At 44.5% G+C, this 24,855-nt stretch carries 25 protein-coding genes; 1 reads left to right on the top strand and 24 read right to left on the bottom strand.

Going from position 1 to position 24,855, the window contains the following annotated elements:
- Positions 1-40: 40 nt before the first annotated feature.
- Together EKM76_RS03985 and EKM76_RS03990 are read right to left on the bottom strand one after the other, a co-directional pair.
- Positions 41-577, bottom strand: coding sequence for a DUF1697 domain-containing protein (locus EKM76_RS03985; RefSeq protein WP_125549404.1), 537 nt, complete (start codon positions 575-577; stop codon positions 41-43).
- Positions 578-632: 55 nt separating this feature from the next.
- Complete coding sequence (locus EKM76_RS03990) at positions 633-1,247, bottom strand: LysE/ArgO family amino acid transporter (protein WP_125549405.1); 615 nt, start codon at positions 1,245-1,247, stop codon at positions 633-635.
- Between the two features lie 123 nt (positions 1,248-1,370).
- Here EKM76_RS03990 and EKM76_RS03995 point away from each other — a divergent pair, with 123 nt between their 5' ends.
- Positions 1,371-2,780, top strand: a complete 1,410-nt coding sequence (locus EKM76_RS03995; protein ID WP_125549406.1) for an aminotransferase-like domain-containing protein — start codon at positions 1,371-1,373, stop codon at positions 2,778-2,780.
- 40 nt (positions 2,781-2,820) lie between these two features.
- Here the strand turns inward: EKM76_RS03995 and EKM76_RS04000 are convergent, their stop codons facing one another.
- The 22 genes from EKM76_RS04000 to EKM76_RS04105 all read right to left on the bottom strand — a co-directional run bounded on the left by EKM76_RS04000 (position 2,821) and on the right by EKM76_RS04105 (position 24,672).
- Entirely contained in the window at positions 2,821-4,164 is a 1,344-nt protein-coding gene (locus EKM76_RS04000) for a PFL family protein (protein ID WP_125549407.1), read from the bottom strand.
- A gap of 15 nt (positions 4,165-4,179) precedes the next feature.
- Positions 4,180-4,449, bottom strand: a complete 270-nt coding sequence (locus EKM76_RS04005; RefSeq protein ID WP_125549408.1) for an ACT domain-containing protein — start codon at positions 4,447-4,449, stop codon at positions 4,180-4,182.
- A gap of 115 nt (positions 4,450-4,564) precedes the next feature.
- The gene (locus EKM76_RS04010; protein WP_125549409.1) at positions 4,565-5,542 is read right to left on the bottom strand and encodes a ribose-phosphate diphosphokinase; all 978 of its coding nucleotides are present in this window, start codon (positions 5,540-5,542) and stop codon (positions 4,565-4,567) included.
- Positions 5,543-5,774: 232 nt separating this feature from the next.
- Positions 5,775-6,404 (bottom strand): LVIS_2131 family protein, encoded by a 630-nt coding sequence (locus tag EKM76_RS04015; protein ID WP_125549410.1) that lies wholly within the window; start codon positions 6,402-6,404, stop codon positions 5,775-5,777.
- A gap of 183 nt (positions 6,405-6,587) precedes the next feature.
- Positions 6,588-6,968 (bottom strand): SMU1112c/YaeR family gloxylase I-like metalloprotein, encoded by a 381-nt coding sequence (gene gloA2, locus EKM76_RS04020; RefSeq protein WP_125549411.1) that lies wholly within the window; start codon positions 6,966-6,968, stop codon positions 6,588-6,590.
- A gap of 36 nt (positions 6,969-7,004) precedes the next feature.
- Complete coding sequence (locus tag EKM76_RS04025) at positions 7,005-8,303, bottom strand: ammonium transporter (RefSeq protein ID WP_125549412.1); 1,299 nt, start codon at positions 8,301-8,303, stop codon at positions 7,005-7,007.
- 248 nt (positions 8,304-8,551) lie between these two features.
- On the bottom strand, positions 8,552-9,757 hold the full coding sequence (locus EKM76_RS04030) for an acetate/propionate family kinase (RefSeq protein ID WP_125549413.1): 1,206 nt from the start codon (positions 9,755-9,757) through the stop codon (positions 8,552-8,554).
- Between the two features lie 156 nt (positions 9,758-9,913).
- Complete coding sequence (locus EKM76_RS04035; protein ID WP_125549414.1) at positions 9,914-11,338, bottom strand: C69 family dipeptidase; 1,425 nt, start codon at positions 11,336-11,338, stop codon at positions 9,914-9,916.
- Between the two features lie 138 nt (positions 11,339-11,476).
- Positions 11,477-12,334, bottom strand: coding sequence for an alpha/beta hydrolase (locus tag EKM76_RS04040; RefSeq protein ID WP_125549415.1), 858 nt, complete (start codon positions 12,332-12,334; stop codon positions 11,477-11,479).
- Complete coding sequence (locus tag EKM76_RS04045; RefSeq protein WP_225417869.1) at positions 12,334-13,602, bottom strand: PTS transporter subunit EIIC; 1,269 nt, start codon at positions 13,600-13,602, stop codon at positions 12,334-12,336. The genes EKM76_RS04040 and EKM76_RS04045 overlap by 1 nt, the downstream gene beginning before the upstream one ends.
- A gap of 33 nt (positions 13,603-13,635) precedes the next feature.
- Positions 13,636-14,754, bottom strand: coding sequence for a serine hydrolase domain-containing protein (locus EKM76_RS04050; RefSeq protein ID WP_225417870.1), 1,119 nt, complete (start codon positions 14,752-14,754; stop codon positions 13,636-13,638).
- A gap of 15 nt (positions 14,755-14,769) precedes the next feature.
- Entirely contained in the window at positions 14,770-16,026 is a 1,257-nt protein-coding gene (gene dltD, locus EKM76_RS04055; RefSeq protein WP_125549416.1) for a D-alanyl-lipoteichoic acid biosynthesis protein DltD, read from the bottom strand.
- Entirely contained in the window at positions 16,023-16,256 is a 234-nt protein-coding gene (dltC, locus tag EKM76_RS04060) for a D-alanine--poly(phosphoribitol) ligase subunit DltC (RefSeq protein ID WP_125549417.1), read from the bottom strand. The genes dltD and dltC overlap by 4 nt, the downstream gene beginning before the upstream one ends.
- A 26-nt stretch (positions 16,257-16,282) precedes the next feature.
- Entirely contained in the window at positions 16,283-17,500 is a 1,218-nt protein-coding gene (gene dltB / locus EKM76_RS04065) for a D-alanyl-lipoteichoic acid biosynthesis protein DltB (protein WP_125549418.1), read from the bottom strand.
- Positions 17,493-19,004, bottom strand: a complete 1,512-nt coding sequence (dltA, locus tag EKM76_RS04070; RefSeq protein ID WP_125549419.1) for a D-alanine--poly(phosphoribitol) ligase subunit DltA — start codon at positions 19,002-19,004, stop codon at positions 17,493-17,495. Before dltA ends, dltB begins: the two co-directional genes overlap by 8 nt.
- A gap of 27 nt (positions 19,005-19,031) precedes the next feature.
- On the bottom strand, positions 19,032-19,178 hold the full coding sequence (locus EKM76_RS04075) for a teichoic acid D-Ala incorporation-associated protein DltX (RefSeq protein ID WP_125549420.1): 147 nt from the start codon (positions 19,176-19,178) through the stop codon (positions 19,032-19,034).
- 123 nt (positions 19,179-19,301) lie between these two features.
- Entirely contained in the window at positions 19,302-20,705 is a 1,404-nt protein-coding gene (locus EKM76_RS04080) for a sensor histidine kinase (RefSeq protein WP_125549421.1), read from the bottom strand.
- Entirely contained in the window at positions 20,686-21,396 is a 711-nt protein-coding gene (locus tag EKM76_RS04085) for a response regulator transcription factor (protein ID WP_125549422.1), read from the bottom strand. The genes EKM76_RS04080 and EKM76_RS04085 overlap by 20 nt, the downstream gene beginning before the upstream one ends.
- Positions 21,397-21,580: 184 nt before the next feature.
- The gene (locus EKM76_RS04090; RefSeq protein WP_125549423.1) at positions 21,581-22,027 is read right to left on the bottom strand and encodes a hypothetical protein; all 447 of its coding nucleotides are present in this window, start codon (positions 22,025-22,027) and stop codon (positions 21,581-21,583) included.
- Positions 22,024-22,644, bottom strand: coding sequence for a WxL domain-containing protein (locus EKM76_RS04095; protein WP_125549424.1), 621 nt, complete (start codon positions 22,642-22,644; stop codon positions 22,024-22,026). The genes EKM76_RS04090 and EKM76_RS04095 overlap by 4 nt, the downstream gene beginning before the upstream one ends.
- Before the next feature lie 180 nt (positions 22,645-22,824).
- Positions 22,825-23,856, bottom strand: a complete 1,032-nt coding sequence (locus EKM76_RS04100; RefSeq protein WP_125549425.1) for a DUF916 and DUF3324 domain-containing protein — start codon at positions 23,854-23,856, stop codon at positions 22,825-22,827.
- Positions 23,857-24,075: 219 nt separating this feature from the next.
- Positions 24,076-24,672 (bottom strand): WxL domain-containing protein, encoded by a 597-nt coding sequence (locus EKM76_RS04105; RefSeq protein WP_125549426.1) that lies wholly within the window; start codon positions 24,670-24,672, stop codon positions 24,076-24,078.
- Positions 24,673-24,855: the final 183 nt, after the last annotated feature.

The following is a 24,855-nucleotide window of genomic DNA, read 5'->3' on the forward strand; positions in this document are numbered from 1 at the left end:
AGTATCTATTTTCATTATACTACACGACTTTGGGAATGCATTAATTCTGCAATAAAGCCGCTAATTTCAACGTCGTATTGCGATTTCGGATCGTGACCGCCGGATACAAGTCTAGCGGCAATAACTTTGCGTACAGGCTACGCGAATAATTTTGCTTAGCGGGGGCAGTCCAAAATAGCGCGTGCTGCCCGTAATGAATTTGGTCGTAAATTAATTCTTGCTGCCGCAACGGCACTAACATTTCTGGCGTAAACGTTGGCAGGAAAAATAATGTATTGTGGCGCAGATCGCCTTCAGCACCCCACCAATCTGGTGCTTGCGCTAGTTCCGCCAAATAGACGTCTTTTTCGATCACCAGCGCTGCTACCGGAAAATCGTATTGCGTCGCCAACAGCGTGGTCACCACGGCTTGAGCTTCAACTAAGGGTAACGAACTATCAATTATCAAATTACCACTATTGATGTACGAGCGCACTTGATCAAATCCCAGTTCCGTCAGCTGCTGGCGTAACTCGGCCATGACCACTCGATGATTGCCACCAACATTAACGCCGCGCAGTAAAATTAAATAACGCATCTTCTGCTCACCTTTCCATAACGGTCGCAATGACCTAAATAACTTTGCTTTAATTCTACCAAATTAATTGGAAAAATTCGCTGATCAGTTTTACCGCGTACAAAATAATGATCACGCCACAAATACGATTCAGTAGTAGCAAAAATTTAGTCGTGAAACGATCACGCAGCCAAGAAATCAGTAACGTTAGCCCAGTGAACCACACCACTGAAGCCGTCATAACGCCAACAATAAAAAAGTTAGCGGCTAACGGTGCCAATGAAGCCCGAAACGCACCTAATAATAGCGTGCCATCCAAAAGCGCCTGCGAATTCAGCCAAGCGATCGCAAAAGCGGCCATCGTCGCCCGCCAATAACTAAACTGCGTCGGCGCACTTTTTTGCAATTGTGGTGCTTGGGCGCGCATTAAACTGATGCCGATATAAAGTACGATCAAGCTACCAACGCCGAGTACGACTAACTTTAGCCATGGTAGCCAGGTCAATAATTTACCGACGCCGTAAAAAGTTGCCAGCGCCAAGCTAATATCAAAAAACGTTACGATTGCGGCCACCCGTAGTGCACGTCGCCGCGGTTGCGCCAGTGCCGTGTTGATCACAAATAAATTCTGTAAACCAATCGGGGCAATATAGGCGATGCCAAATAATAAACCTTGTAAATAATGAGTCATCCCAACCAACCTTCTCTAGTCATTCTTTTATTTTCGCTGTTAATTGGTTATTATAGAGATAAATTTAGCGGCTGCACCCAACCAAATCTAAAATATTGACCCAACCATTGCAAAGGAGCCATCATGGAAATTACCTGGCAGCCTGATCCACAATCGACAGTCCCATTATATCAACAAATCAGCGCCTATTGTCGCCAACAAATTCAACAAGGTAACTGGTTGGTTGGCGACAAGTTACCGGCTCAACGACTGCTGGCACAGCAATTTGGTGTTAATCTCAGCACCATCATCACGGCATTAAACAATTTACAAGCGGACGGTATTTTGACCAGTGCTTACGGTGACGGAACCCGCGTTGCCAGCAATACTTGGTCGTTAGCGTTAGACTGGCAGCCCTATTTAGATGGCCAATTTAACGCCAACTTACCGACGATCCAAACCATTAATCGATTGGAAAACAAGCATTATTTACGCCTTAGTACCGGCGAATTAGCGCCAGAATTATTTCCACGGCGGTTAGTTCAAACAACATTACAAACGATCACCCCACAAGTCACCCAACTGAATTATTTAGAGCCACTTGGCGCGCTGAACTTACGGCAAGCGCTGGCCAAGCGACTACAATGCTGGCAGATCAACGCGCAACCAGAAAACATTTTGATCACCTCTGGCTCATTGCAAGCGCTGGAGCTTATTTCCGTGGCGCTGCTCAAACCCGGCGCGACCATTTATACTGAAGCGGCTACCTACCTAAACTCACTGCAGGTGTTCCAATCAGCCGCAGCTACCTTGAAAGGGGTTGCCCAAGATGATGCCGGCTTGTGCTACTGGCAGATTCCGCCAAGCGCGACCACGCAGCAATTACTTTACACAATCCCCAGTTTTCAAAACCCTACTGGAAGTGTGATGACGCGCCAACGACGCCAACAATTATTACAATTTGCGCAAAAGCATCAATTACCGATCATCGAAGATACCGCCTATCAAGATTTATGGTTGGAAACCCCGCCACCCCTGCCACTAAAAGCGCTCGATCAGGCCAACAACGTTCTATATTTAGGTACGATCTCGAAAACATTGGCCCCTGGCTTACGCCTAGGTTGGATCGTCGGCCCAACTGCCGTTATTCGCCGGCTAAGTGATGTGAAAATGCAAACCGATTATGGCGCAAGTTCACTGGCGCAACAACTGTTGGCGACGTTACTGGCTGATTCTGCTTACGACAGCTATCTAACTGAATTACGCCAACAACTGCGGCAACGACGTGATGCCGCGCTAGCTAGTTTGACCAACCATTTAGCCGCCGTAGCCACTTGGCAAGTACCGCGTGGTGGCTTTTATATTTGGCTAAAATTAAATCCAGTAATCAATATTGAGCGGTTATTTCAAGCGGCGCTTAAACAACATATTCTGTTTAACCCCGGCAGTATTTATGGTGAGCAGCAGGCGATTCGCCTGTCTTTTGCCTATATAACACCGGCCGAATTTGAACGTGGTATTAAGGAACTTGCGCAACTGATCAAGCGCGCTTGAACGCAAAAAAGACATCTGTAAGATGTCTTTTTTAGTCCGCTTAATTCTTAAATGAATGAATTGGCGCTGGAATGTGCCCACCGCGAGCGATTAAAGCGGCGGAAGAGGCGGTGTTCACCGGCATTACTGGTGAACGGCCCAGTAAACCGCCAAACTCAACACTATCACCGACTTTGGCGCCCACCGCTGGTATTACCCGCACAGCTGTCGTTTTGTTATTGATCATGCCGATGGCAGCTTCATCGGCGATCATGGCTGCAATCGTGGTGGCTGGCGTATCGCCGGGAATGGCGATCATATCCAAGCCCACTGAACAAACTGCCGTCATAGCTTCTAATTTCTCTAAATTCAGCGCGCCACTGGTAGCCGCAGCAATCATTCCCTCATCTTCAGAAACAGGAATAAAGGCGCCGGATAAGCCACCAACTTGATTACACGCCATAACGCCACCTTTTTTAACGGCGTCATTTAACATGGCTAGCGCGGCAGTAGTCCCATGTGTGCCGACGGTTTCTAAGCCGATTTCTTCGAGGATCCGCGCTACCGAGTCCCCAACTTTTGGCGTTGGTGCCAGTGATAAATCAACGATCCCAAATGGCACGTCCAATCGTTCCGCTGCAATATGGCCGACTAATTGACCGACGCGCGTGATTTTGAAGGCCGTTTTCTTGATGGTTTCCGCCACCACGTCAAAGGGTTGGCCTTTAACCTTTTCCAGTGCCCGCTTAACGACGCCAGGGCCACTAACGCCAACGTTGATCACAACATCAGCTTCGCCGACACCATGGAAAGCGCCGGCCATAAATGGATTATCCTCAACAGCATTAGCGAAGACGACTAACTTTGCTGGTGCTAGTGGCGAAAGCGCGGCGGCAGCCTTCACAACCTCACCCATATCGCGAACAGCATCCATATTGATACCCGACTTGCTGGAACCAACATTGACTGAGCCACAAACAAATTCGGTTTGGCTCAAAGCTTTGGGAATTGAGTGAATTAAAATCTCATCACCTTTTTGGTAACCTTTTTGAACTAACGCAGAAAAACCACCGATAAAGTTTACGCCAACTTTTTTTGCGGCACGATCCAAAGCTTGAGCAAAGGGCAGATAGTCCGTTGCGCTTGTGGCTGCGCCAATAATGCTGATCGGCGTTACCGCAATTCGTTTATGAATGATTGGGACACCATATTCAGCTTCAATAGCAGCCGCAACTTCAACTAAATGCGCTGCCTTGGTCGTGATTTTTTGATAAATTTTATCGCAAGCACGTTCAATATCGGGATCGATACAATCAAGTAGCGAAATACCCATGGTGATCGTACGAATGTCCAGATTTTCCTCATCGATCATGCGAATAGTCTCTAATATTTGGCTAGTTTCCAATCTGCGGCACCTCCGTTAAATTTTGTGCATTGCGTCAAAAATTTCTTCTCGCTGAATACGAATTTGCACACCTAAGCGACTGCCGAGCTCATTCAAGCGCGCGCGAACTTGTTCAAAGTCCACCTTGTTTTGCGGCATTTCACACATTAACATCATCGTAAAATTCTGTTGCATAATGGTTTGGCTCATGTCAACGATATTAAAATTTAATTCCGCCAACGTCGCACTTACACCAGCCACGATTCCTACTTTGTCTTGTCCAATTACGGTTAATACTGCACGCATAAAATGACCACCTCTTTATATTTGATAGACTTAATTCTAATCTTTAACTCATTAAATTGCCATTTTATTTCAAAATAAAAAAGCAGCAAGCCAAAAATTTGGCTTACTACCTTAATTAATCTTCATTTTCATCGGCAATTGTATGAAATAGTTCATCGATCGGTTGATCGTTGTGGATCAATTTAATTGCCTGACCGATCAATTCGCCAACAGAGACAACCGCTAACTTAGCAAATTGTTTTTCCGGTGGAATCGCAATTGAATCGGTGACCACCACTTGCTCCACCGCAGAGGCCTGCAATTTAGCCGTTGCGTTGTCAGAGAAAACAGCGTGCGTGCCGGTAGCGTAAACTTTAGTTGCGCCGGCTCGCTTCAAAGCATCCACCGAACTAATAATACGGTGGCCAGTATCGATCATATCATCGACCACGATCGCCTTTTTACCAGCAACGTCACCGATAATACTTAAGTTTTCACCAGATGTCGCTGTTTGACGGCGGTCAATAATGGCGATTGGCGCGCCACCTAGTAAGGTAGCCATTTGCCGTGAACGTGCGACACTACTGTGATCAGGTGAAACCACCACCACGTCAGTTAAACCGCAGGCCTTAAAGTAATTAGCCAATAATGGTGCGGCCTGTAAATGATCAACGGGAATATCGAAGAAACCTTGGAGCTGTGCTGCATGTAGATCTAAGGCAATCACACGAGTTGCGCCATCCATTTGCAATAGATTAGCGATCAACTTCGCTGTAATGGGTTCCCGTGAGCGCGCTTTGCGATCTTGCCGCGAATAACCGTAATAAGGAATGACCACGTTAATAAATTTAGCACTAGCGCGGCGTAGCGCATCGATCATGATCATGAGTTCCATCAAACTTTGGTTGATCGGATCAGAAATTGCCTGAATGACGAACACTTCATCGCCCCGAATACTTTCTTCAAGGTTGATCTGAATCTCACCATCACTAAATTGTTTAACCGATGTCTTCGCCAGCTGCACACCAGCCGCCGCGGCAATCTTATCCGCTAATGGCCGATTAGCGTTTAGTGCGATCAGCCTGAGCTGCGGGTCCAAATTATGTTCTGCCATGCTTGCCCTCCGTTTTTAAGGAATTACCTATCAAGAAAATAGTAGCATTTTACCCACTAAAAGCAAGTGGTTTTGGTAATATTTGATTGTAAAAAAGGCGCCTTAGCAACCCTATTCTTCTATTATGTCGGGGTAAAAACAGTTTTGCAAGTCTAGCTCAACTATTTTACGATTCATTTTAAACTAAAATAAAGACTACCAACAAAAATTCTGTCAGTAGTCCACTTGATATTTATTTAGCTGGCTTCAAATAAATCACTGATGAGTTTGGTACTCGAATCAGTGTGAAACGCATGGCTGTGCGGCCAGCGCGTAACCCTAATCCGTTGATCACCGTTGATTTATAGGTGGCGTGCATGGTCGCCGCATAAGTTTGTTCATACTTCTTATCCTGCTGCGCCAATTCTTTACGTGACCATGGATAATTGGTGGCGGTAACGTTGAGCGGTTTTGGCCCCGCCACAACCGTTGCATTGCTGCTGGTTATCTGGTAGCGTGCGCCCTTTACCCAGTAAGTGTAATGCTGCAGCGGCTGCTTGCCATTACCATTTTCAACCTTAACATCATAAAATTTACCGCCGATCGGTGTCATGACTAGCGGCTCATAGTCGTATTTTAGTGCGACCGCTGAGTTATCTTCCAAATCGACATCACGGAAAAAGGTTAAATAACTGGCGATTCCCAGTAATAAAACCGCGATGAGCACTAATACCGTGGATATGGTGAAGTCTTTACCGCTAAATTGATGTTGTTTTTTGACTAAACGCCGCAGACGACGGCTACGAATATTGTGCAACGTAAACCAGATCACGCCCAACACGACTAGCCATAAGACAATACCAAATATATTCACTAATGCCACGTTGTTCCCCCCTATGCTGTAGATCATCTAACTTCGCTACTGCTTGCTTCAATTTTACAACATTCGCTTCGTTTTACCAACTAAAGTCGTATTGATTTTAAGCAGTAGCTGTCCCTTTGATTATACCGGCAGATGTGGGGAATGACCACCAGAAATATTGCGCAGCGAAAACTAATGACAGTACTATTCATGTAGTTCCAGTGGCAAGCCATCTGGATCAAAGAAAAAGGTCATCGCAGCACCATTTTCAGTGTCATAACGAATGGGCTCGGTGGCGATACCAAGTTGCTGTAATTCAGCGACCGTTGCGGCCACATCAGCAACTTTAAAGGCCACGTGGCGCAGGCCTTGTGCTTCGGGATAACTGACGCGTTGCGGTGCGTTGGCTTTAATAAACAGCTCTAATTGCAGCGCGCCATTACTAACATCAAGTTTAATATCTGCTTGTTCAGCGCGCTTAACTTCATGTAGCGGCTGAAAACCAAGTAAATCGCAGTAGAAATGTTTGCTTGCCGTGTAATCGGAACAAATGATTGCGATGTGGTGTAACTGATTTAATTGCATAAAGTAGCCGCCTTTTTTGCTTTTATTTTACCATAGCTACTTATGATGATGCTGCAGTCGTGCCATTTGCCCTTTAAATTCAGCGCGATAGTTGCGAAAATCACGATCATTTTTGACCAAATAATCCACGCTTTCGCCGTGTTCACCCTGATCCAAACCTAGATCTTCTTCGGCGGCAGCGACTCGCATCGGCACCACTAACCGTAACAGGCTGATCAAAACAACACACATCACGGCAACAAAAATAATTGTTAGCACCGTGCCCAATAGCTGCATTCCAAGTAATTTGAAACCACCGCCATAAAACAGCCCATTTTCGGGAATTTTAGCGTTAACTGATTTAGTGGCAAAAAGCCCCGTAACGATGCTGCCCATAATACCACTAACGCCGTGACAGCCAAAAGCGTCTAAAGCGTCGTCCACACCAATGCGCGGCTTCAATACTGTAATAAAGGTATAGCTGGCGGCGACGGCTAAAATACCGATCCAAAAAGCCCCGGTCAGCGTTACGTAGCCCGCCGCAGGAGTAATGCCGACCAAACCACACAGCGTGCCTGTGCAGACGCCAACCAAAGTGGGTCTACCTAACATAAAAATATCCACGGTCATCCAGGCGATCATCCCAGTAGCGGTAGCAACTGTAGTGGTCAGCGCCGCCTGCAGCGCCACTGAATTAATTGCCAGCGCGCTACCAGCATTAAACCCATACCAACCGATCCACAAAATCGTCGTCCCTAGTAGCACCCACGGCAAATTATAATGCTGGATCGCTTGCCCATAATTATGACGGCGGCCTAAAAAGGCTGACAAAACAAATGCCGTGATCCCAGCATTGATATGCACCACCGTCCCGCCAGCAAAATCAATGATACCTAAATTTGCCAGTAACCCGTTGGCACTCCACACCATGTGGACCATGGGATAATAAACCAAGATCGACCACAAAATAATGAACCATAGCAAGAATTTAAAGCGAATTCGACCCACTACAGCACCAACGAACAACGCTGGTGTAATGATGGCAAACATCATCTGAAACAACAGATAAACACCAGTGGGTAAGCCGTTCGCCAGTGTTTTATCCAACTTCACCTGAGCCAAGAAAAAGTGCTGCACCGTACCAATAAAGCCGCCGATATCGCTATGAAAGGATAGCTCGTAACCGACTGCGACCCACATTAAAATGGCGATCCCGCAGATGAAGAACACCGACAACATCGTATTGACTACGTTACGCCGCGAAACCAAGCCGCCGTAGAAAAAAGCTAATCCTGGCGTCATAAATAAGACTAAAATACTCGCTATCAGAATAAAAGCTGTGTTTGCTGTGTTCATCGAACCACGCCTTTCAACATTAACTTAATGTTAGAAATTATAACAGTAAATTTAGTCTTAAAACGTGTTTTTCTAATTTCAGAACAAATTTTTATGTGGAAACGTTTTTTTGATGTCGGCTAATTTATCCGTAATTGCCTACAGCTGCTTGAAATCACCGGTTTAGTCTAGTCCCAGCTAAATGTTATATTTAGTCACGCAAAAAAAGAATCGCACTTAATTACAGTACGATTCTTATGAATCATCAGTTATAATGCCACGTCGTTATGGCCTAAGCGCATCACATCGCGGGCAATCATCAATTCTTCATTAGTCGGTATCAATAAGGCGGTCACCTTTGAATCGGTGGTACTGATTTGACATTCTTTACCGCGAACATGATTCTGTTCAGGATCTAGTTCGACACCGAAATAATGCAGCTGTGCCACAATATTTTCGCGTAGTTCAATGCCATTTTCACCACTGCCCGCCGTAAATACTAACGCGTCCAAGCCGTTCATCGTTGCTGCATAGGAACCGATGTATTTAACAACACGGTTAACGAAAATATCCAAGGCTTGTTGCGCTAGCTTATTTTCCGGCGCAGCATCTTCTAGATCGCGCTGATCTGGCGATAATTGAGACAAGCCCAGCAAGCCGGATTTATTGTTTAAAATGTCGATCATCGCCGCCATATCAGTGATGTGCAATTTACGCATCAAATACGGTAACAATGAAACGTCAATGTCACCTGCACGTGTCGCCATGGTGATCCCTGCCAGCGGCGTGAATCCCATTGAGGTATCAACGGCGCGACCCCGATCAAAAGCAGTGATCGATGAACCACTGCCTAAATGTAACGTGATCAATTTCAACTCACTTAGTGGCTTGCCTAACAATTCAGCGGCACGGGCGGCCACGTAGCGGTGGCTAGTACCGTGCGCACCATATTTGCGGGCACCATATTTTTGATAATATTCGTACGGAATGCTGTACAAGAAATTTTCCTGCGGCATTTCGGTAAATAGTGAAGTGTCAAAAACGGCGACTTGGATCACCCGCGGCAATAGTTTTTGGAACACCCGAATGTAGTAGGCCTGCGTTGGATTATGTAGCGGTGCATATTCGGCCAGCGCTTCGATTCGGCCCAGCGTTTGTTCCGTAATGACCACTGAATCCTTGAAGTCTTCGCCACCAGCCACCACGCGATGGCCGATCCCAGTGATTTCTTCAAAATGGTCAATGATGCCTAAATCTTTTAATTCTTCTAATAATAAGGTGGCAGCTAGATCATGGGTTTTGATATCGCGGGTCACTTTAAATTTCTTCCCGTCGCCATATTTAGCGGTAAAAATTGAATCCGCCAACCCTAATCGATCGATCAGCCCTTCAGCCACAACTGTTTCAGCCGGCATATCAAATAACTTCCACTTAAGTGTTGAGCTGCCGGCGTTGATTGCCAATACTTTTGCCATACGAATTTCCTCCGTCTTTGTTAACTTACCACGCGCGTGTCTGCGCGAACTATACGCCTAATTCTAATCGAGTTCCAGCTATTTTTCAAGCGCTTACAAATATGCGCGTAAAAAAACTAGCTAGACGCTTGCAGGTCTAGCTAGCTCGGTAACTTTTTACAAGTTCTTATCGATATTAAAAGTCAGCTTGGACAAATCTAAACCGTCGATAATTAATTCGCCGATGAAGTCCATCGTCCGCTGGCGCATGTCAGCGACCATCGCGTAATTTTGCTTCGTTAAATAATCGGTCAAGGCGTCACCGCTTAATTTAGCAGCTGCAGCGTCAGTTGCATCGATCAAGCGCCGTTGTTGTTCACGAGCATCCTTCATGTATGCATTATTGGCTTCGATAAACTTGCTGTGATGGCTTTCAACCAAGACAGAAGTTGCCCGATACATCCAATAAGCACTCTTGAAATCAAATTTCAGCGGTGTTTCGCTGTAACTTGGATCAGTGTCGGTGCTGTTACCATAAAACGGCACGTACGGTGTGAACGCCGGATAACCAAAGGACATCCACATGATTGCTGCCTGCTCGATCGGCACGTCGTTGCGAATTTGCAAGACGTGAGAATTTTGCGTGCGGTTCAAACCAATTGGGCGGTAACGGTATTTATCAGCATCGCTACCATGGCCCAATGGATCAAATTCCGTTTCATTGTAATGTGATCCAAGAATATATTCAATATCTTCAACACTAATTTTATGTTCAGTATGGCAGATAAATGGTAATTCTGAGCTTTCAGGCGTTTGTTCGATTTCTGGATTAAAGAAACGTTGGGCAAACCAAACCCGTGGTGTGTTGTAATGGCGATCTTTTTCCGTATCGGTACCGAAAATATGGCGGAAATTCCAGCCAGTTTTATCAGGATTCAAATGATGCGTTTCGACAAACTCTTGAATGCCGTCAGCCCACATAAAGTTAGCTGGATCATTGAAATCGACTTGTTGGATCGCGACTTGGTTAGCAGCAACTGCATAAGCATCATCCGGGATCCGTTGGGCGACCCATAAATGACCAGTGACGATCTCCATGTACCAGACGTCATTTTTATCGCTAAAGAGCACGCTGTTGCCTGCTGGTGAGCCGTATTGCTTGATCAATTCGCCTAAACGCTTAACGCCGTCAATTGCGGAATCAATGTATGGCAAGACCATGGTCTGCATCGTATCTTCGTCCATACCATCGACTTCCAATGGATCGTAAGCCAATGTCCGTTCGTTACCGTAAGTACTTTCAGTTGCACTCATAGCGACGTTCTTTTCGTTAAAGCCGTTTTCGTCGTACACGCCTTCTTTTTCCAAGTCAACGTTAGGTACGGCCTGGTAGCGATAAGCGTCAGCTGGTAATTCAGCCTTGAAACCATTTAAATAAGAAGTTAGCGTCTTTTTTTGACCCTTAACTGCAGGACGGACCAAGAAACGTTGCGGTGTGTTTGGCAAAAAAGTATCGTCGTTACGCGCGATCAGTGTCGAGCCATCCAAGCTAGCGTTCTTACCAACTAAAATCGAGGTACACGCCCGTTCATGTCGTTCCATTTAAATTATCCCCCATCTATATTGTGTTAACATTTACATCTTAACGCTTTTAGTCAGGGGTATCAAAGTGGACTCGATGAGAAATTGGTGAGTGTCGCATACAAAAAAGTCCCTTATTCAAGGGACTTTATCTGTATTTCATGGTGCCTGTGCTTGTGGTTCATTTTGCTGCCGAATGGTTTTTGAAATATCTTCCTGCAAAATATATTGCCGGATGATATTAACGATCTGCTGATTTTCGGGCAAATCAGAATGATTCGTATTCGCGCCAGTCACAATGATCTCTGTGTAACTGGCAACTTGATCTTGAAAAATATATTTACCACTATCAACACTGATAAAAGGAACAATTCCGTCATCCTCATAATTTTCGGTGCCAGCAATTGAATACACGCGCATTTTTTTCGGCAAGCTCGACTTGTGGGCAATCAAATCTTTCAGCAATGCTGTTCTTTTGGTCGTCTCTTTTTCCAAATTAAATGGTGAGGCAATGGCCATTAACCGATCGATCGTATTATTTTTAGGCAAATATTTCTCCGCAAAAATGGTTAAGACTAGGCCACCGTTGGAATGCCCTAATGCCGAAAAATGGTTGAAATGATAGGTTTTAGCCAATTTAGCATACGCGATGCTAAACCACTTTGCTTGGCGTTTAATATTGGCATAGCCATCCTGATTATTCTCAAAGCCAACCACGATCAGCGGATGCTTATCCCCCGGCTTGAGATGGCCACTAAATTTCAAACTATCATCAGTTTGAACTGTTACTTTTAAAAGACTGCGTTTCAAACTGCTTTTATTTAACAAGGTCACCAGTGAGTCAAACCGATTTTGATTCGCCGAGCTGCCAGGAATTAAGAAAATTGGATCCATTGGTGAACGGAATTGCATTTGCTGTAAATCGATTGATCGTTTTTGCCATTGGTAGCCTGACCAGCCAAGGATCACCGTTAATAATAAAATGAGTGCACTAAGCCAAAACTTTTTTTTATTCATCAGCGTTCGCCAGCTTTACTAACTAAGTTATATTGATCATTTAACGTTACAAATGGCAAATATATCAGGGTGGCCAGCCCCAGATTAAGCACGCTGACCAATAAGGCGACCCAATTGCCGCCAGTTGCTAAAAAGCCTTTCAGAATTCCCGGCGTTGTTACCGGTACCGGATAAACTGCGGTTGGCATCCAGTGTAAACTAACGAATAGCCAGGCTACTAAACAGGCTACAAGCGGCGCCACCACAAATGGGATCACTAGTAATGGATTGAATAAAACCGGCATACCAATCAAAATCGGTGAATTCAAATTGAAAAAAGTCGGTAAAAAACTAATTGCGGCAGTATGCTGCGTGTGTTGATCGTGAGTACGCCACAAAATCGCAATTAACAACGCTAGTAACATCCCGCTGCCGCCAACAAACGCATACGTATCATAGAGTGCATGCAGATTAACTGGATAAGGAACGTTGGCTAAATGATGGTGCTGCAGCGCATAATTTAAATTCTGCAACGAAAAAATTGCATCATTACTGCCATCAGCCAGATTAAGCGATCCGGGAATACCAAGGATCAGCAAGAAATTACTGATCAAACCGAGCACTAGCAGCAGCACAATATTTTTACCCCAGTTAGCCGTCACTTGAGCAAACCACGCCACCAGCACCCCCACCAAGCTATTCGGGCTAAATGTCTGCAATCCTGCGGCAATAGCAGCTACTACTAAAATTAGTAGCGTTATGGTTAGTAGCTGATGTCGGGTATAGCGGCCTAAAAACCAACTAACGCAGAATCCCAGCACAATCGCTTCAAAAATACCGTGGATCGTCAAACCATTAAAACTCAGCGTTAGTTGCAGCATGCCGTTCTTGAGTGGTTCAGTGAACAGTGATTGATTACATAGCCATAAAAGTGTACTGCTGACAATACCAGCAAGCCAGGCGTTTTGCCGCTTCGACTTAGCAGTATTAGCGGCCACTAAAAAAGTCAGCCACACAACGACTAAATTATTGAGCAAAACGGACACACTGGCCCAAAAATTACCAACTTGCATATAAAACGGCAACCATTTGCTAACGTGGTAAAGCTGCTCAAAAAAACCAGTTGGTATAAAAATTGTTTTATCGATCAACGCAGCAAACGCACCGACAGCAGCAATAGGAAAAACGGCTGTCAATGACGTTAGCATGATTTGGTAAAATTTGCGGTTGTTTAATTGCCGACTAACAGCAACTAAATTATTTTCCAAATGCTGTTTTAATTGTGTCAAATTAGCCTCCTATAACGCGTTTTTTATGCCGCTTTAATTAAACAATAGATAATCGAACTTCTGCGCCAAACTTTTGGTTTTAAACAGTGGCGCTTGATAGTTGCTGAGGAGAATTAGCGCATCCTTACCATTAGGACTGATGTGGATAGATGATTCAAAGCCATAGCCAGCGCCATTAGCTGATTTAACATTAGGTTGCACGTAGAAACCAGCTGCGTATTTGGAATATGAAGCATCTTGATAAAGTTGTTTCAGTGCCGCTAGCGGAACAACTTTACCAGCTAAAATTGCGCTTTCGACGTGGTAAAGATCACCCGCACTCATATACACCTGGCCGCTACCTAATTCATTTCGTTCCAGTGCTTGATTTCTTGTGCTGGGCTTAGTGTAAATCGCATCTTTAGGGGTCGTGATCAGCCCAGTATAGCCAGTAGCATTTGCGACACTAGTTGGTAACGTATAAGCAAACTCCGTGTACTTCAAATGTAGCTTTTGAATAATTTGGGTCGTGAATAGTTGCTGATAGCTTTGCTGCGTTATTTTTTCCAAAATGCCGCATAACAAATTAAAATTAACTCCTTGATAATTCCAGTGACCATGCATGATCGCCAAATAATGAACTCGTGAAATATCACTTTGAATGATTTGAGTGTCGGATTCAGCTATCGGCGGACCAACTGGACCAGTTAGTACCAAACCAGAAGTCATGTTCAACATTTGTCGAATGGTAATGTCTTTACTGCCAGGGACACTAGGATAAAACTGGCTTAAATGGTCGGTTAACGCTAACTTATGCTGCGCCACTTGCTGCATCACTAGTACAGCCGTGATCGATTTTTGAATCGAATCGATCTCATACATTGTATTGCGCTGATTTTTATTGTCGCTTAGGTAGTCAGCGTAGCCAGCATAATAGCTAGCGACCAGCCGACCATTCTTGTACATCATGGCGGTGCCAGAATAATTATCGTTATTTAATATTTGCACCAGTTTATTTTGAAATTTAGGATCGGCACCATTCTTAACTGCAACAACTTTAGGTGGCGCAACTGCCTGATCCTGCTGATTAGTAATGTGTTTTAGTAAGGCTCCGCCCAACACAATAACGACACTCACCACCAATATTTCGCTTACCCAAGATTTCTTTAACAATGTGCGCCACCCCTTTTATTCAATATGGGTGCTTGTTTGCCACTTTTTCGCAAAGAATTTATTTTGGATCTTATAACTAGGTGCTGGTTGTTGCTTGGTTAAAAACGGATCAATGGTTTGATCGGCCTTTAACCAGCCACGCCAGCCCAGATGGATCGTATCTTCCATAAAATACTTTTCATTACCATCGTTAGTTAAGTCTAAAACATGCGTAAATCCTTGCTGCTGTAGCTGATATTTAATTTTCTGATCGGTTTGACGAATCATTGGCATTGATAACCCTGTGTAATTGGCCCAACGATCATTGACTGGCGGAATAATAAACTGAACATTAACGTGCCACTTTGAAAACTGCGTTAAGAGTAACTGAAAGTCACTATATTCCGGTGACTGGCGATAATCAAAGCTAGTTTGCGAATTCTGCAACACTTTCATCCGATGACCACTTAAACGTGATTTATAAAATGAATTTTTGATGTCCAGTTGATTATTGCTGGTTTCCCGGCGACCAACTTCGGCGGCCAACTGGTTTAGCTGTGGCGCCGAATAATGAGCCGGCAAAACTTTTTCACTCTTTTCGACTCTAGCTAAATTTTTATTGGCTTGAAAGTGCGAAAATAAGGCATCTTCATTTAACAACATGGTTTCCTTAGCACGTAAAACAGTTGTTTGAAATTTAGAAATTGGCTGACCGTTGGCAATATTTTCCAACGCGGCGGCCGTGGTTTGACTAGCCCGTCCGGATGGCATTTGCAGCAAACGCTTAGCAGCATAACGATCAGCCGTATTATTTTTAGCGTGGATGATCCAATCCGTTGTTTGCAGTGGTGAGTAATAAAAGCCAAACGCATCAGGTCGTTGCCCCTGTTTGGTGAACCATTGCGGTGAAATAATGAAAACGACCTTTTTGCCTCTAAGCTGCGATCCCAGATTTTGCATAATGAAATAATGGGTCAATGATTGCGAGCCAGCGGCGCCTAACAAAAATGGCCGGTACGAACGCTGATATTTGGCGGCTAAAACCGCGGGATGGAATGCATCTAGCCGCGATAATTCTGACGATCCAAAAAAAGGGACATAATTATTTTCTAATGCTTGCTGTTTGATTTTGCGGCCGCGAAAAACTTTTGGTGATAATGAGACTGCCGCCTGTCTTTCAGTTCGATCACTAAAATGGCCCCAGCCAAGTGGTAATGAAAACAATAAAATCAATGACCCCGCAGCGATGATCACTGGTCCAAATATCAACCATAATTTCCCTTTAGCTTTCATGCCAGCGATTCCACCTTCGCAATGATTTTATTGGGCGTCTCCCATTCACTGCGGTCAAATTCAGACACGGGGACGTCGATCCCAAATTTTGCTTGTAATTCTAGCAGTAGCTCAACTGTGGCCATAGAATCGAGGACGCCTGAAGTAAACAAATTTTCATCTAAGTTATTGCTAATATCGGTTCCGGTCAAATCTTCTAAAAGCTCAATGACAGCTTGTTGTGTGTTCATATTGATTACCCCTTAATTTTATATAGTTAATGTGCTTGAAACCAAAGTGTGTTTAAAAAGCCTGAGAAGATCAAGAAACTAAAGCAGACGACGTTAAAAGTAATAAAAATTGCGAGGCCCTCGGTCCAGCGATTATGCGGCAACTGCGGATTTTTCTTCTTGTAAGCTAGCCAATAATCGTTGATGATAATTGCTCCGGCATGGAAAAGACCGTAAACGATATAATACCAAGTCACACCGTGCCAGAAGCCCATAATTAGGAAGTTAATGAGATAAGCAGCCTGAGGAATTCGCGTCCGTTTTTTGATCAAATGATGCTTCATAATAAAGAAAGTCAGCCGCATGAAAATAAAATCACGGAACCAAAATGATAACGTCATGTGCCACCGATTCCAAAAATCCTTAATATTATGCGCTTTGAATGGCTGATTGAAATTCATTGGTGTCTCAATGCCCATTAAATAGCTGGCGGCAACGGCAAATAAGCTATAACCGGCAAAGTCGAAGAAGAGATACATGCTGTACGTATACATATAGCCGACTAAGGCCAGCGAGATCCCGCTATGAAAGAATGCCGCGCGCTGCATGATCGCAATGTGGGCTAGTCGTGGCAGCATCACAGTGCCAAACAAATAGCCTAAAATAAATTTATATAAAAAACCTAGAAAGAGATAGTGTACTGCTTTTTCGATCATTTGCAGATAGTGTTCCCGCGTTGGTACTTGTAAATAATCCTGCTGAAAACGACGATAGCGATCGATCGGCCCTGATGAAACGGTTGGGAAAAATAGTAAGAAACGGACAAACATCACCGGCGAGAATTCTTTGATCGTACCGTCACGTGTCTCCATGATCATTTGCACTGATTTAAAGGTTAAATAGCTGATCCCTAAAAAACCAAGCCATGATTGCCGACCTACCTCAATTGCTGGGACAACCTTAACAATGACTAAGGGGACAATACTTAACAGCACAGCACTAACAAAGGCCCAAGTCTGGTTGGCGTGCTTTTTATAAGCCGCATAACCACCGACGACAAGCAACTGGAAAATAATATAACCGATCAGCGCTAGTCCTTGCTGCCACTTTGGACCGCCGAAAATCAATAGTAGGAAAATTCCAGAAATAATCGTTTGGTAAACAACCAAGCGCTTGCCAAAATATAGCCCGATCATCAGCGGTAATAAGGCGACCGCTAGCCAAACGAAGTACATTGGATTACTGTATGGTTGTAAATTAATCATTGGCGTTAGCCTCTTTAATCAGCGCTTTGATATCAACTTTGCCATTAACCGTCAGTGGCAATGCGGAACGATACACAAAGCGCTGGGGAATCATATAGGCCATCATTTCTTGCTGTAACTGTTGTTTTAACTGCTTTGTGACTTCAAATGCAGGCCGATCATCACTAGTTTTTAGGACAACGTAAGCGAGTAATGCGGTCACTTTATGCTGGCGATTATATTTAGGCACCGCCACCGCTTGTTTGATCAAATCTTGTTGGTTGAGATAATGATTGACCTCTTCCAATTCGATTCGGTAACCATTTAGTTTAATTTGAAAGTCGGTACGACCCTTATAAAAAATCAAACCTGTTGCGTCGATCGTCGCTAAGTCCCCACTGCGATAAGCCCGCTGACTCGCGGTCGAGAAAACTTGGGCGGTTTTTTCCGGTGAATTCAGGTAACCGCGGGAAACGCTAGGCCCGCTGATAATCAGCTCGCCAACCTGATTTTCAGCATTTACTTGGTCAAGCTGAATCGTCGTATCGGCCTTGGCGTAACCAATTGGCAGGCGCTGATAATCATTCAGGATCGCTGGCGTGATTTTTACAGCGGTCACGGCAACCGTCGCTTCGGTTGGTCCATAAGTGTTGAAAACTTGTGCAGCTGGGAAACGGCGGTTTAGTTCAGCCGCGGTTTGATGGGTCAATTCTTCACCACAAAATATAAAATGAGTCAGTTCAGGATACTTATCCTGCTTAAAACTAGGTTCAAGCAGAATAATATCGATCAACGATGGCGTCGATACCCAGACATTTAAAGCTAAACTAGGCAAAGTGGCGAATAAAGTTTTAAAATTGTCGGTGACTTTTTTTGGTAAAACTTGCAACTCGCCGCCCATAACTAAGGTCGGATATAGATCCATCACCGATAAATCAAATGAATACGGCGCCTGTGCCAAGCTGATCGGCCGCTGCGGCAAATCAAAATCAGTGACCATCCAATCGACAAAACTAATTAAATTCTGGTGGCTGATCTGAACACCTTTTGGCTGGCCAGTCGTTCCTGAGGTAAAAATAATATAGAAATTGTCGTCGTTTTTAACGGCATGAGTCAATTGATAAGGGCTAGCTTGCTGAAAAACAGTTTGTAACTGCGCTGCATCTAATATATCAGTTTCTGGTAATTCAACCGGTAACGTTTTCACTGCAATGACTAGCTGTGGTTGGGCAATTTCCTGAATCATCAATAACCGTTCATTGGGTGAATGTTGATCCACCGGAATGTACGCATGACCTGACTTAACACAGGCTAAAAAAGTGGCGATCATGGCAAAAGTTTGATCACCATAAACCATGATCGGCGATCCAGTAGCCAAATTTAGCCCATCAATATAATTGGCTAGTGCATCCGAGTCCTGTTTCAGCTCGGCATACGTATTCGTTTGGCCTAAATAATTATAGGCAACTGCATTGGGTGTTTTAGTGGCAACCGCATCGATTGCCTTAATAATATCTACTGTCATTATTTCCCGACCTCCAAATCATGCTGTTTAAAATTCATTGTAGATAAATTTACTATTGTTGATCCCGCTATAGCTATATAAATAAACCAGCGCTAACAAAACTAAAAAATAAAAAATCGTTCGCAACATAAATTTAACTCCTGGTCGCGCCAGCAATGTTTTTAAACGTGCCATAGCCATGCCTCCTTTTACGACGAAAAAGACCCCAATTCAATATTCGATTACAACTTAATTGTAATTAATATCGAATTGGGGTCTATTTATAATTTCTGAATAAATTCTTAAAAATTCTCAGAATCAAGGTTTAGTCTTATTTAGGCTGACAATGAAGCAACTGCCACGCGGAACGTTATCCTGCACGGTAATTTGGCCATGGTTCAAATCTACCAAGCGAGCAGCGATCGCAAGCCCCAGACCAGAGCCGATAATTTTCTGCGAACGTGATTGATCAGCGCGATAAAAACGATCAAAAACATGTGGCTTGTCTTGATCACTGATACCGATACCTTGATCGAGCACTTTAAGCTGGATGCAATCACCCGCGTTAGCGACTTCAAACGTGATCGTCGATTCAGCCGGCGAATATTTGTGTGCATTATCTAATAACGCGGTGATGATCTGTTCCACGCTATCTTGATTGGCATAAACACGGGTGTCGCTTAGCTGATCCCGCACCAGTTGCTGCGGAATTTGTTGCTGATAGCGGGTTATAATTTTATCCAACAAGTCACTTAAATTAAAATACGTCAACGCCAGATCAACATGATCCATCCGCGATAAGCGCAACAAACTTTCAATCAAGCGTTGCATTCGTAGCGATTCCGCATCAATATAATCTAGCGATGTGGGCACGATATCCCGATGCTCCTGGCCGTGGCGCCGAATCAAGTTAATGTGCCCACGCACGCCGGCCAATGGCGTACGCAATTCATGGGAAGCGTCGGCTACAAATTGGTGCTCGCGCAGCACCTGATTATTAAGCGAACGTAACAGTCGATTGAATTCAATACTCAGATCATGCACTTCCTGTGGATCGCTCGAAATGGGCAACGACTCATGGTGCGTGATATTTTCCGCATTATTGATCTTGTGAGTTGCAGTGGTTAAATCGACTAATGGCTGGTTCAGACGACGGGCTAGCCGCGCAATAAACCACAGGCCAATTAAAAAACTGAATATAACGATCAAACCGATTGTTTCTAGAATGATTTTAAACAGCCGCACCACATTATTTAAACTTAACCAAATCTCATATTTAACCGCTGATCCTTTATTGGCTCCTTGACTGAGCCGGCCATGCGCAACAATATGATAATAAAACCCTTGCTCAGAACGATACTGCACATCTTTGATCAGTGACCACGAACGGAACTTTTCATTTAAAAAAGCTTTAGTCCGCGGAGAATAGGATATTTTGGCAGCCTGATCAGTCGAATTAGTTGCCACCCGCACAAACGTATTGCTGGTATCCAGCGTACTTTCACGACGCCAGCGAACCCAATCTGGGTCATCCCCCACCATCGAATCCTTCAAAACGCGCATCAGTGACTGCGCTTCGGCGTGCTTATTGGCAACTAGGCGATAGCCCACCACGGTGATGATCGAACTACTCATCAGCAACGTGATCAAAATTAAAATACCAGCGTACGCCTTAGTGATCTGGGCGGCGCTGGTCGTCGTCTTATTCTGTTTTTTCCACATTAGCATCATCGTCCCTCAGCGTATAACCCACGCCGCGAACGGTATGGATCAGCGGTTTACTTTCAAAATCAATTTTCTTCCGCAAATAACGAATGTAGACATCCACGATATTAAGTTGACCCACAAAATCAATGCCCCAAACCAGATCCAACAACTCATCCCGCGTCAGCGCTTCTCCGCGATGTTTGAGCAAGGTCAATAATAAGTTATATTCGCGTTGCGTCAGCTGGATTATTTGCCCAGCGCGATGTACTTGGCGCGCCTTGGTATCTAGCGACAGATCCGCAACTTGATAATTGGTTTGCGGTGGATCGGCTTGCTTTTTCCCACGTCTGATAATAACTCGGATGCGCGCTAATAGTTCCTCAATTTCAAACGGCTTAGTGATGTAATCGTCAGCACCATTATCGAGGCCAGCGACTTTATCGCCAATGTAATCGCGAGCGGTCATCATAATGATTGGGATATCATCATTTTTACGAATACGCCGCATGACTTCCAACCCATCAAGCTTCGGCAGCATCCAATCCAGTATGATCAGATCAATTTGCTGTCGAGCGTCCGTATAGCGTGCCAATGCTTCCTTGCCATCACGGGCAACGATCACTGTATAGTCTTCAAACTTCAACTCAGTTTTTAAAAAGGAAATTAAACTTTCTTCATCTTCAACCAGTAAAATTGTTTGCCCCATTTTTAATTTTCTCCTCGATGCCACAACAGTGACTAACCAACTTATTCTTTATTATAAATCTAATGCCGCTTGATTCAGCTAACCGCATCGTACCTTAAACAAACTTTCCTGGCAAGGTTTTAAAACTCAGAACACAAAAAACGTTCAGCCACGACTTTTCGTCGGACTAAACGCTTTTTATTGACTATTCGTTGCTAACAACTGCCACACGAGCGCGGCGGTGTTGCCAGATTATTGCTGTACTTAAAGCCACAATAACCATGATCTGAATACCAAACAATAGTAACCAGAAATCAGATAACCCGTTTAAAGCGGGTAAACGATCGCCAGATTTTTGATTGATCCATGAACCGACACCCATGCGTTGAGCGCCAGTGCCACTTTGGCCGCGAGCCGAGCGCGTAGCCAAGTTGCTTGGCGTCGCTTGACTGCCGGTGCTGGTTTGTTGGCCAGTACCCGCCGTGTCGCCACCGCCGGAACCACCAGTACCGCCAGTACCGCCACCAGAGCCAGTATCGTCATAGATTTCAAAGATGTTATGGCTGTCCATTGATGTGGCTGCACCAACTGGCTGGGTCGCGAATACCGCGAGCCCAAACAGCGCACAGACTGCTAATATGAAGTGTTTCATGACTGATCCACCTCCTGCATCTCGATTGAGTCGGTCAGCGTCCAAGTTACGTGCGCCGAGTATTGCCCAGCAAGTGTATTATCACTTTGTTGTGGGATGATCAGCCGCCCGTGGTCAACGTCGCGAGTAAACGCCTGTCGTGCATCAGTACCAGCTGGTTTATTTTGCCAAACAGGTGATGCTTGCTCATTGATGATTGCTGAGCCACCATTTCCCGAAAAATTCATCAACATCTCCACATTATCCAATTCATGATCGCCATCAGTTAACGCCACCACATTTAGCTGCGCGTTAACCTGCCACCCGCTAGTATCCCGTGCTTCCGCCGTCCGTTCATCAGCCACCACTAAATGACCGCGGTTATCCGCGACCACTGATTCCACCACTGTATGCGGCGTGTGAATCGTGGTTGGGTCGGTGATAGTACTCAACGCCACGCGCTCAAATTCGAATTGCGGCACTGATTCCAAGCGTAACGTTGCAAGATCACCACGAGTAAGTTGAAATTGCGCCGTTGAATCGCCATTGGTGGCCGCCGCTTGGGTGGGACTGCCATGAATAAAGCTAGCCCCTAGCGCTAAAACGCCTAAACTCAGCGCCACTTTAGGGAATTTCATACCAACAAACCTCCTTTCATAATCAGATTGTGTCTCAATATTATTTTAGGTTTTAATATCGACTTAATTTACGGAACGTGTCTAAAAAAGCAACTGCTTCCGCCTAGCTACGATTGCCAAATCATCTATTGCGTGAATAATTCGTCAACCTATGCTAGTGCTCAGAAGTTAAGCACCTTGTTAGGCACTCTTGTTTTTCCGTTTGCCCAAGTAAAAGGCCAAGCCAGCAATAATGACGATCAGCGCCACGCCGCCGGCAACGTATGCCCAAGTATAATCGGGTTGTACCACACCAGCCGCTAAACCATTTAGCTTAGTTGTCTGCCGCGTTACCTTGAAGTCGCGGGTGAAATTCCAAGTTTTACCAGCAGCCTTAGCCGTCATTTTCAACGTGTAAGTGCCAGTTTTGAAACCTTGTTCGTCAATATTGATCGCGTAATTGAAGTTAGAGTTTGGCGCCATTTGCATTTTGTCTTTTTTACGTTCGTAAAGGACTTTGCTGTCACCTTTTTTGGTCACCTTAGCGTCGACCGTCATACCACCAAAAGCAACGGGCTCCGTGTTTTGCAAGTTAGCTAAAACAACTGGTTGCTTATTTTGTAAGGTAGGCTTAACTTTATTCAACTTCAGGTCCGGCATGGCGGTGCCTTTACCGTGCAAATGAACACCGACTAACATCGCAAATTTATTGTTGATCTGCATGCCACCAGAAGATTCCTCGGCGGCCGATTTTTCTTCGACTGGGGTCACATAGAAGCCGCCAAGCATGCTGCCACGGAAGCCATTTTTCGGTACCTTTAATTCAAAGGTCAGCGTCTTTTTCTCGCCGGCCGCTAATTTCACTGTCTGCGTTTTGCTCATTAATTCGCGGAAAGTATATTTGGCTGACGAATCTTTTTTCAGCTTCGCTTTACTGTACTCAATGACACCGTTGCTGTTGGTAAAGGCGGTGTTCGGTTGTACCTTCAACGTCTTTGCCTTTTGCTCCAAGTTATTGACCTCAACTTGTAGCTCCTGCGTCTTGCCCGGTTCGACATTCAGATCAAAATAAGAAACGCTTTTGTTGGCTTGGTTGTCCGGTAGAACGGCCTTGACCGTGAAACCAGCACCGTCCCCACTCGCTGCCTGTGCCGAATCGGCATGTCCACCAATACTTAAAAATAAACCACCAACCAGCATGACCAAACTCATGAGTAGATGTTGTTTTTTCACAATAAAGCCCTTCTTTCTGTTTTACTTGAGCGAGTGGTTAAAAAGGCGATTAGTTTCTGCGCACTAGCCCTACTGTTCCGCAAGAAATACAGCATGTGCAGGAAGCTGCCTTTTTAACCACGTTTACACTAATACGGTTATACGCTAAGTGTTAGCTTAGCTTCGAAAAAAGCGAACGATGCTGATAAACACCATTCGCTGGATATAGATTAAATTGGTTTAGAATGAGAGTGAATCTTCCAAAGTCCAAGTTAAGTCAGATGTAAACGTCTCACCAATTGCATCAGTTGATAAGTTATCATCACGATCTAAGTTTACTGTTGTACCCGTTGTTAGTTCGAAGTCTTGTTCTTGATCATCGCTGCCTGAACTCTGTAAGATACTGCTCACATCTTTATTGATTGTACCTGTTACATCACCTGCTAGCTGGATTCCACTAGTAGTAATCGGGCCACCAATACCAGTGAAATCTGTCATTACTGCTGTTAAGTTCCATGTACGAGCTGATTCACGTGTATCAGTAATTTCAATTGTATTAGTATCATTAGGTACCGCCTCAGTAACTCTACCAGCTGCAGCTTGTAAATTTGCTGATGGAGCAGTATTAGATTTGATTGTATTATATTCAATAGTTCCAAAGTTCATGTTTGGTACGCTATCAAGTGTCAAAGCTTTTTCTACGTTTGTAATATTAAATGTACCTTTAGTCATACCAGAGCTTGCAGTTTCTGCTGCTCCAACTGATGTCATTGGCGCTAAAGCTCCGACTGTGATTGCGCTCATTGCTGCAAGTGAGATTAATTTAGTTTTTAACATATTTGTTTCCTCCTTAGGATTTTAAATGAATAAATTAGCCGAGTTTACAATTGAAGTGCAACACCCAATGAACTAGACCAACTATAGACAAAAAGGCCATGAAGACCTATTCTTATAATCGCCAAGAAAATAAGAGAGTAGGTGCCTTCATGACCCAATCCCAGAGTACCATGTCTAGCCATT

This window comes from Loigolactobacillus zhaoyuanensis, from assembly GCF_003946385.1.
GTDB lineage: Bacteria > Bacillota > Bacilli > Lactobacillales > Lactobacillaceae > Loigolactobacillus > Loigolactobacillus zhaoyuanensis.

Coding starts and splice junctions, on each gene's coding strand:
- EKM76_RS04010 (WP_125549409.1), bottom strand. CDS start 5,542: ATGGCAGAACATAATTTGGACCCGCAGCTCAGGCTGATCGCACTAAAC.
- EKM76_RS04030 (WP_125549413.1), bottom strand. CDS start 9,757: ATGGCAAAAGTATTGGCAATCAACGCCGGCAGCTCAACACTTAAGTGG.
- EKM76_RS04105 (WP_125549426.1), bottom strand. CDS start 24,672: ATGTTAAAAACTAAATTAATCTCACTTGCAGCAATGAGCGCAATCACA.
- EKM76_RS04095 (WP_125549424.1), bottom strand. CDS start 22,644: ATGAAATTCCCTAAAGTGGCGCTGAGTTTAGGCGTTTTAGCGCTAGGG.
- EKM76_RS04005 (WP_125549408.1), bottom strand. CDS start 4,449: ATGCGTGCAGTATTAACCGTAATTGGACAAGACAAAGTAGGAATCGTG.
- gloA2 (WP_125549411.1), bottom strand. CDS start 6,968: ATGCAATTAAATCAGTTACACCACATCGCAATCATTTGTTCCGATTAC.
- dltD (WP_125549416.1), bottom strand. CDS start 16,026: ATGAAAGCTAAAGGGAAATTATGGTTGATATTTGGACCAGTGATCATC.
- EKM76_RS04040 (WP_125549415.1), bottom strand. CDS start 12,334: ATGAATAAAAAAAAGTTTTGGCTTAGTGCACTCATTTTATTATTAACG.
- EKM76_RS03985 (WP_125549404.1), bottom strand. CDS start 577: ATGCGTTATTTAATTTTACTGCGCGGCGTTAATGTTGGTGGCAATCAT.
- EKM76_RS04035 (WP_125549414.1), bottom strand. CDS start 11,338: ATGGAACGACATGAACGGGCGTGTACCTCGATTTTAGTTGGTAAGAAC.
- EKM76_RS04080 (WP_125549421.1), bottom strand. CDS start 20,705: ATGTGGAAAAAACAGAATAAGACGACGACCAGCGCCGCCCAGATCACT.
- EKM76_RS04025 (WP_125549412.1), bottom strand. CDS start 8,303: ATGAACACAGCAAACACAGCTTTTATTCTGATAGCGAGTATTTTAGTC.
- dltB (WP_125549418.1), bottom strand. CDS start 17,500: ATGATTAATTTACAACCATACAGTAATCCAATGTACTTCGTTTGGCTA.
- EKM76_RS04090 (WP_125549423.1), bottom strand. CDS start 22,027: ATGAAACACTTCATATTAGCAGTCTGTGCGCTGTTTGGGCTCGCGGTA.
- dltA (WP_125549419.1), bottom strand. CDS start 19,004: ATGACAGTAGATATTATTAAGGCAATCGATGCGGTTGCCACTAAAACA.
- EKM76_RS03995 (WP_125549406.1), top strand. CDS start 1,371: ATGGAAATTACCTGGCAGCCTGATCCACAATCGACAGTCCCATTATAT.
- EKM76_RS04085 (WP_125549422.1), bottom strand. CDS start 21,396: ATGGGGCAAACAATTTTACTGGTTGAAGATGAAGAAAGTTTAATTTCC.
- dltC (WP_125549417.1), bottom strand. CDS start 16,256: ATGAACACACAACAAGCTGTCATTGAGCTTTTAGAAGATTTGACCGGA.
- EKM76_RS04075 (WP_125549420.1), bottom strand. CDS start 19,178: ATGGCACGTTTAAAAACATTGCTGGCGCGACCAGGAGTTAAATTTATG.
- EKM76_RS03990 (WP_125549405.1), bottom strand. CDS start 1,247: ATGACTCATTATTTACAAGGTTTATTATTTGGCATCGCCTATATTGCC.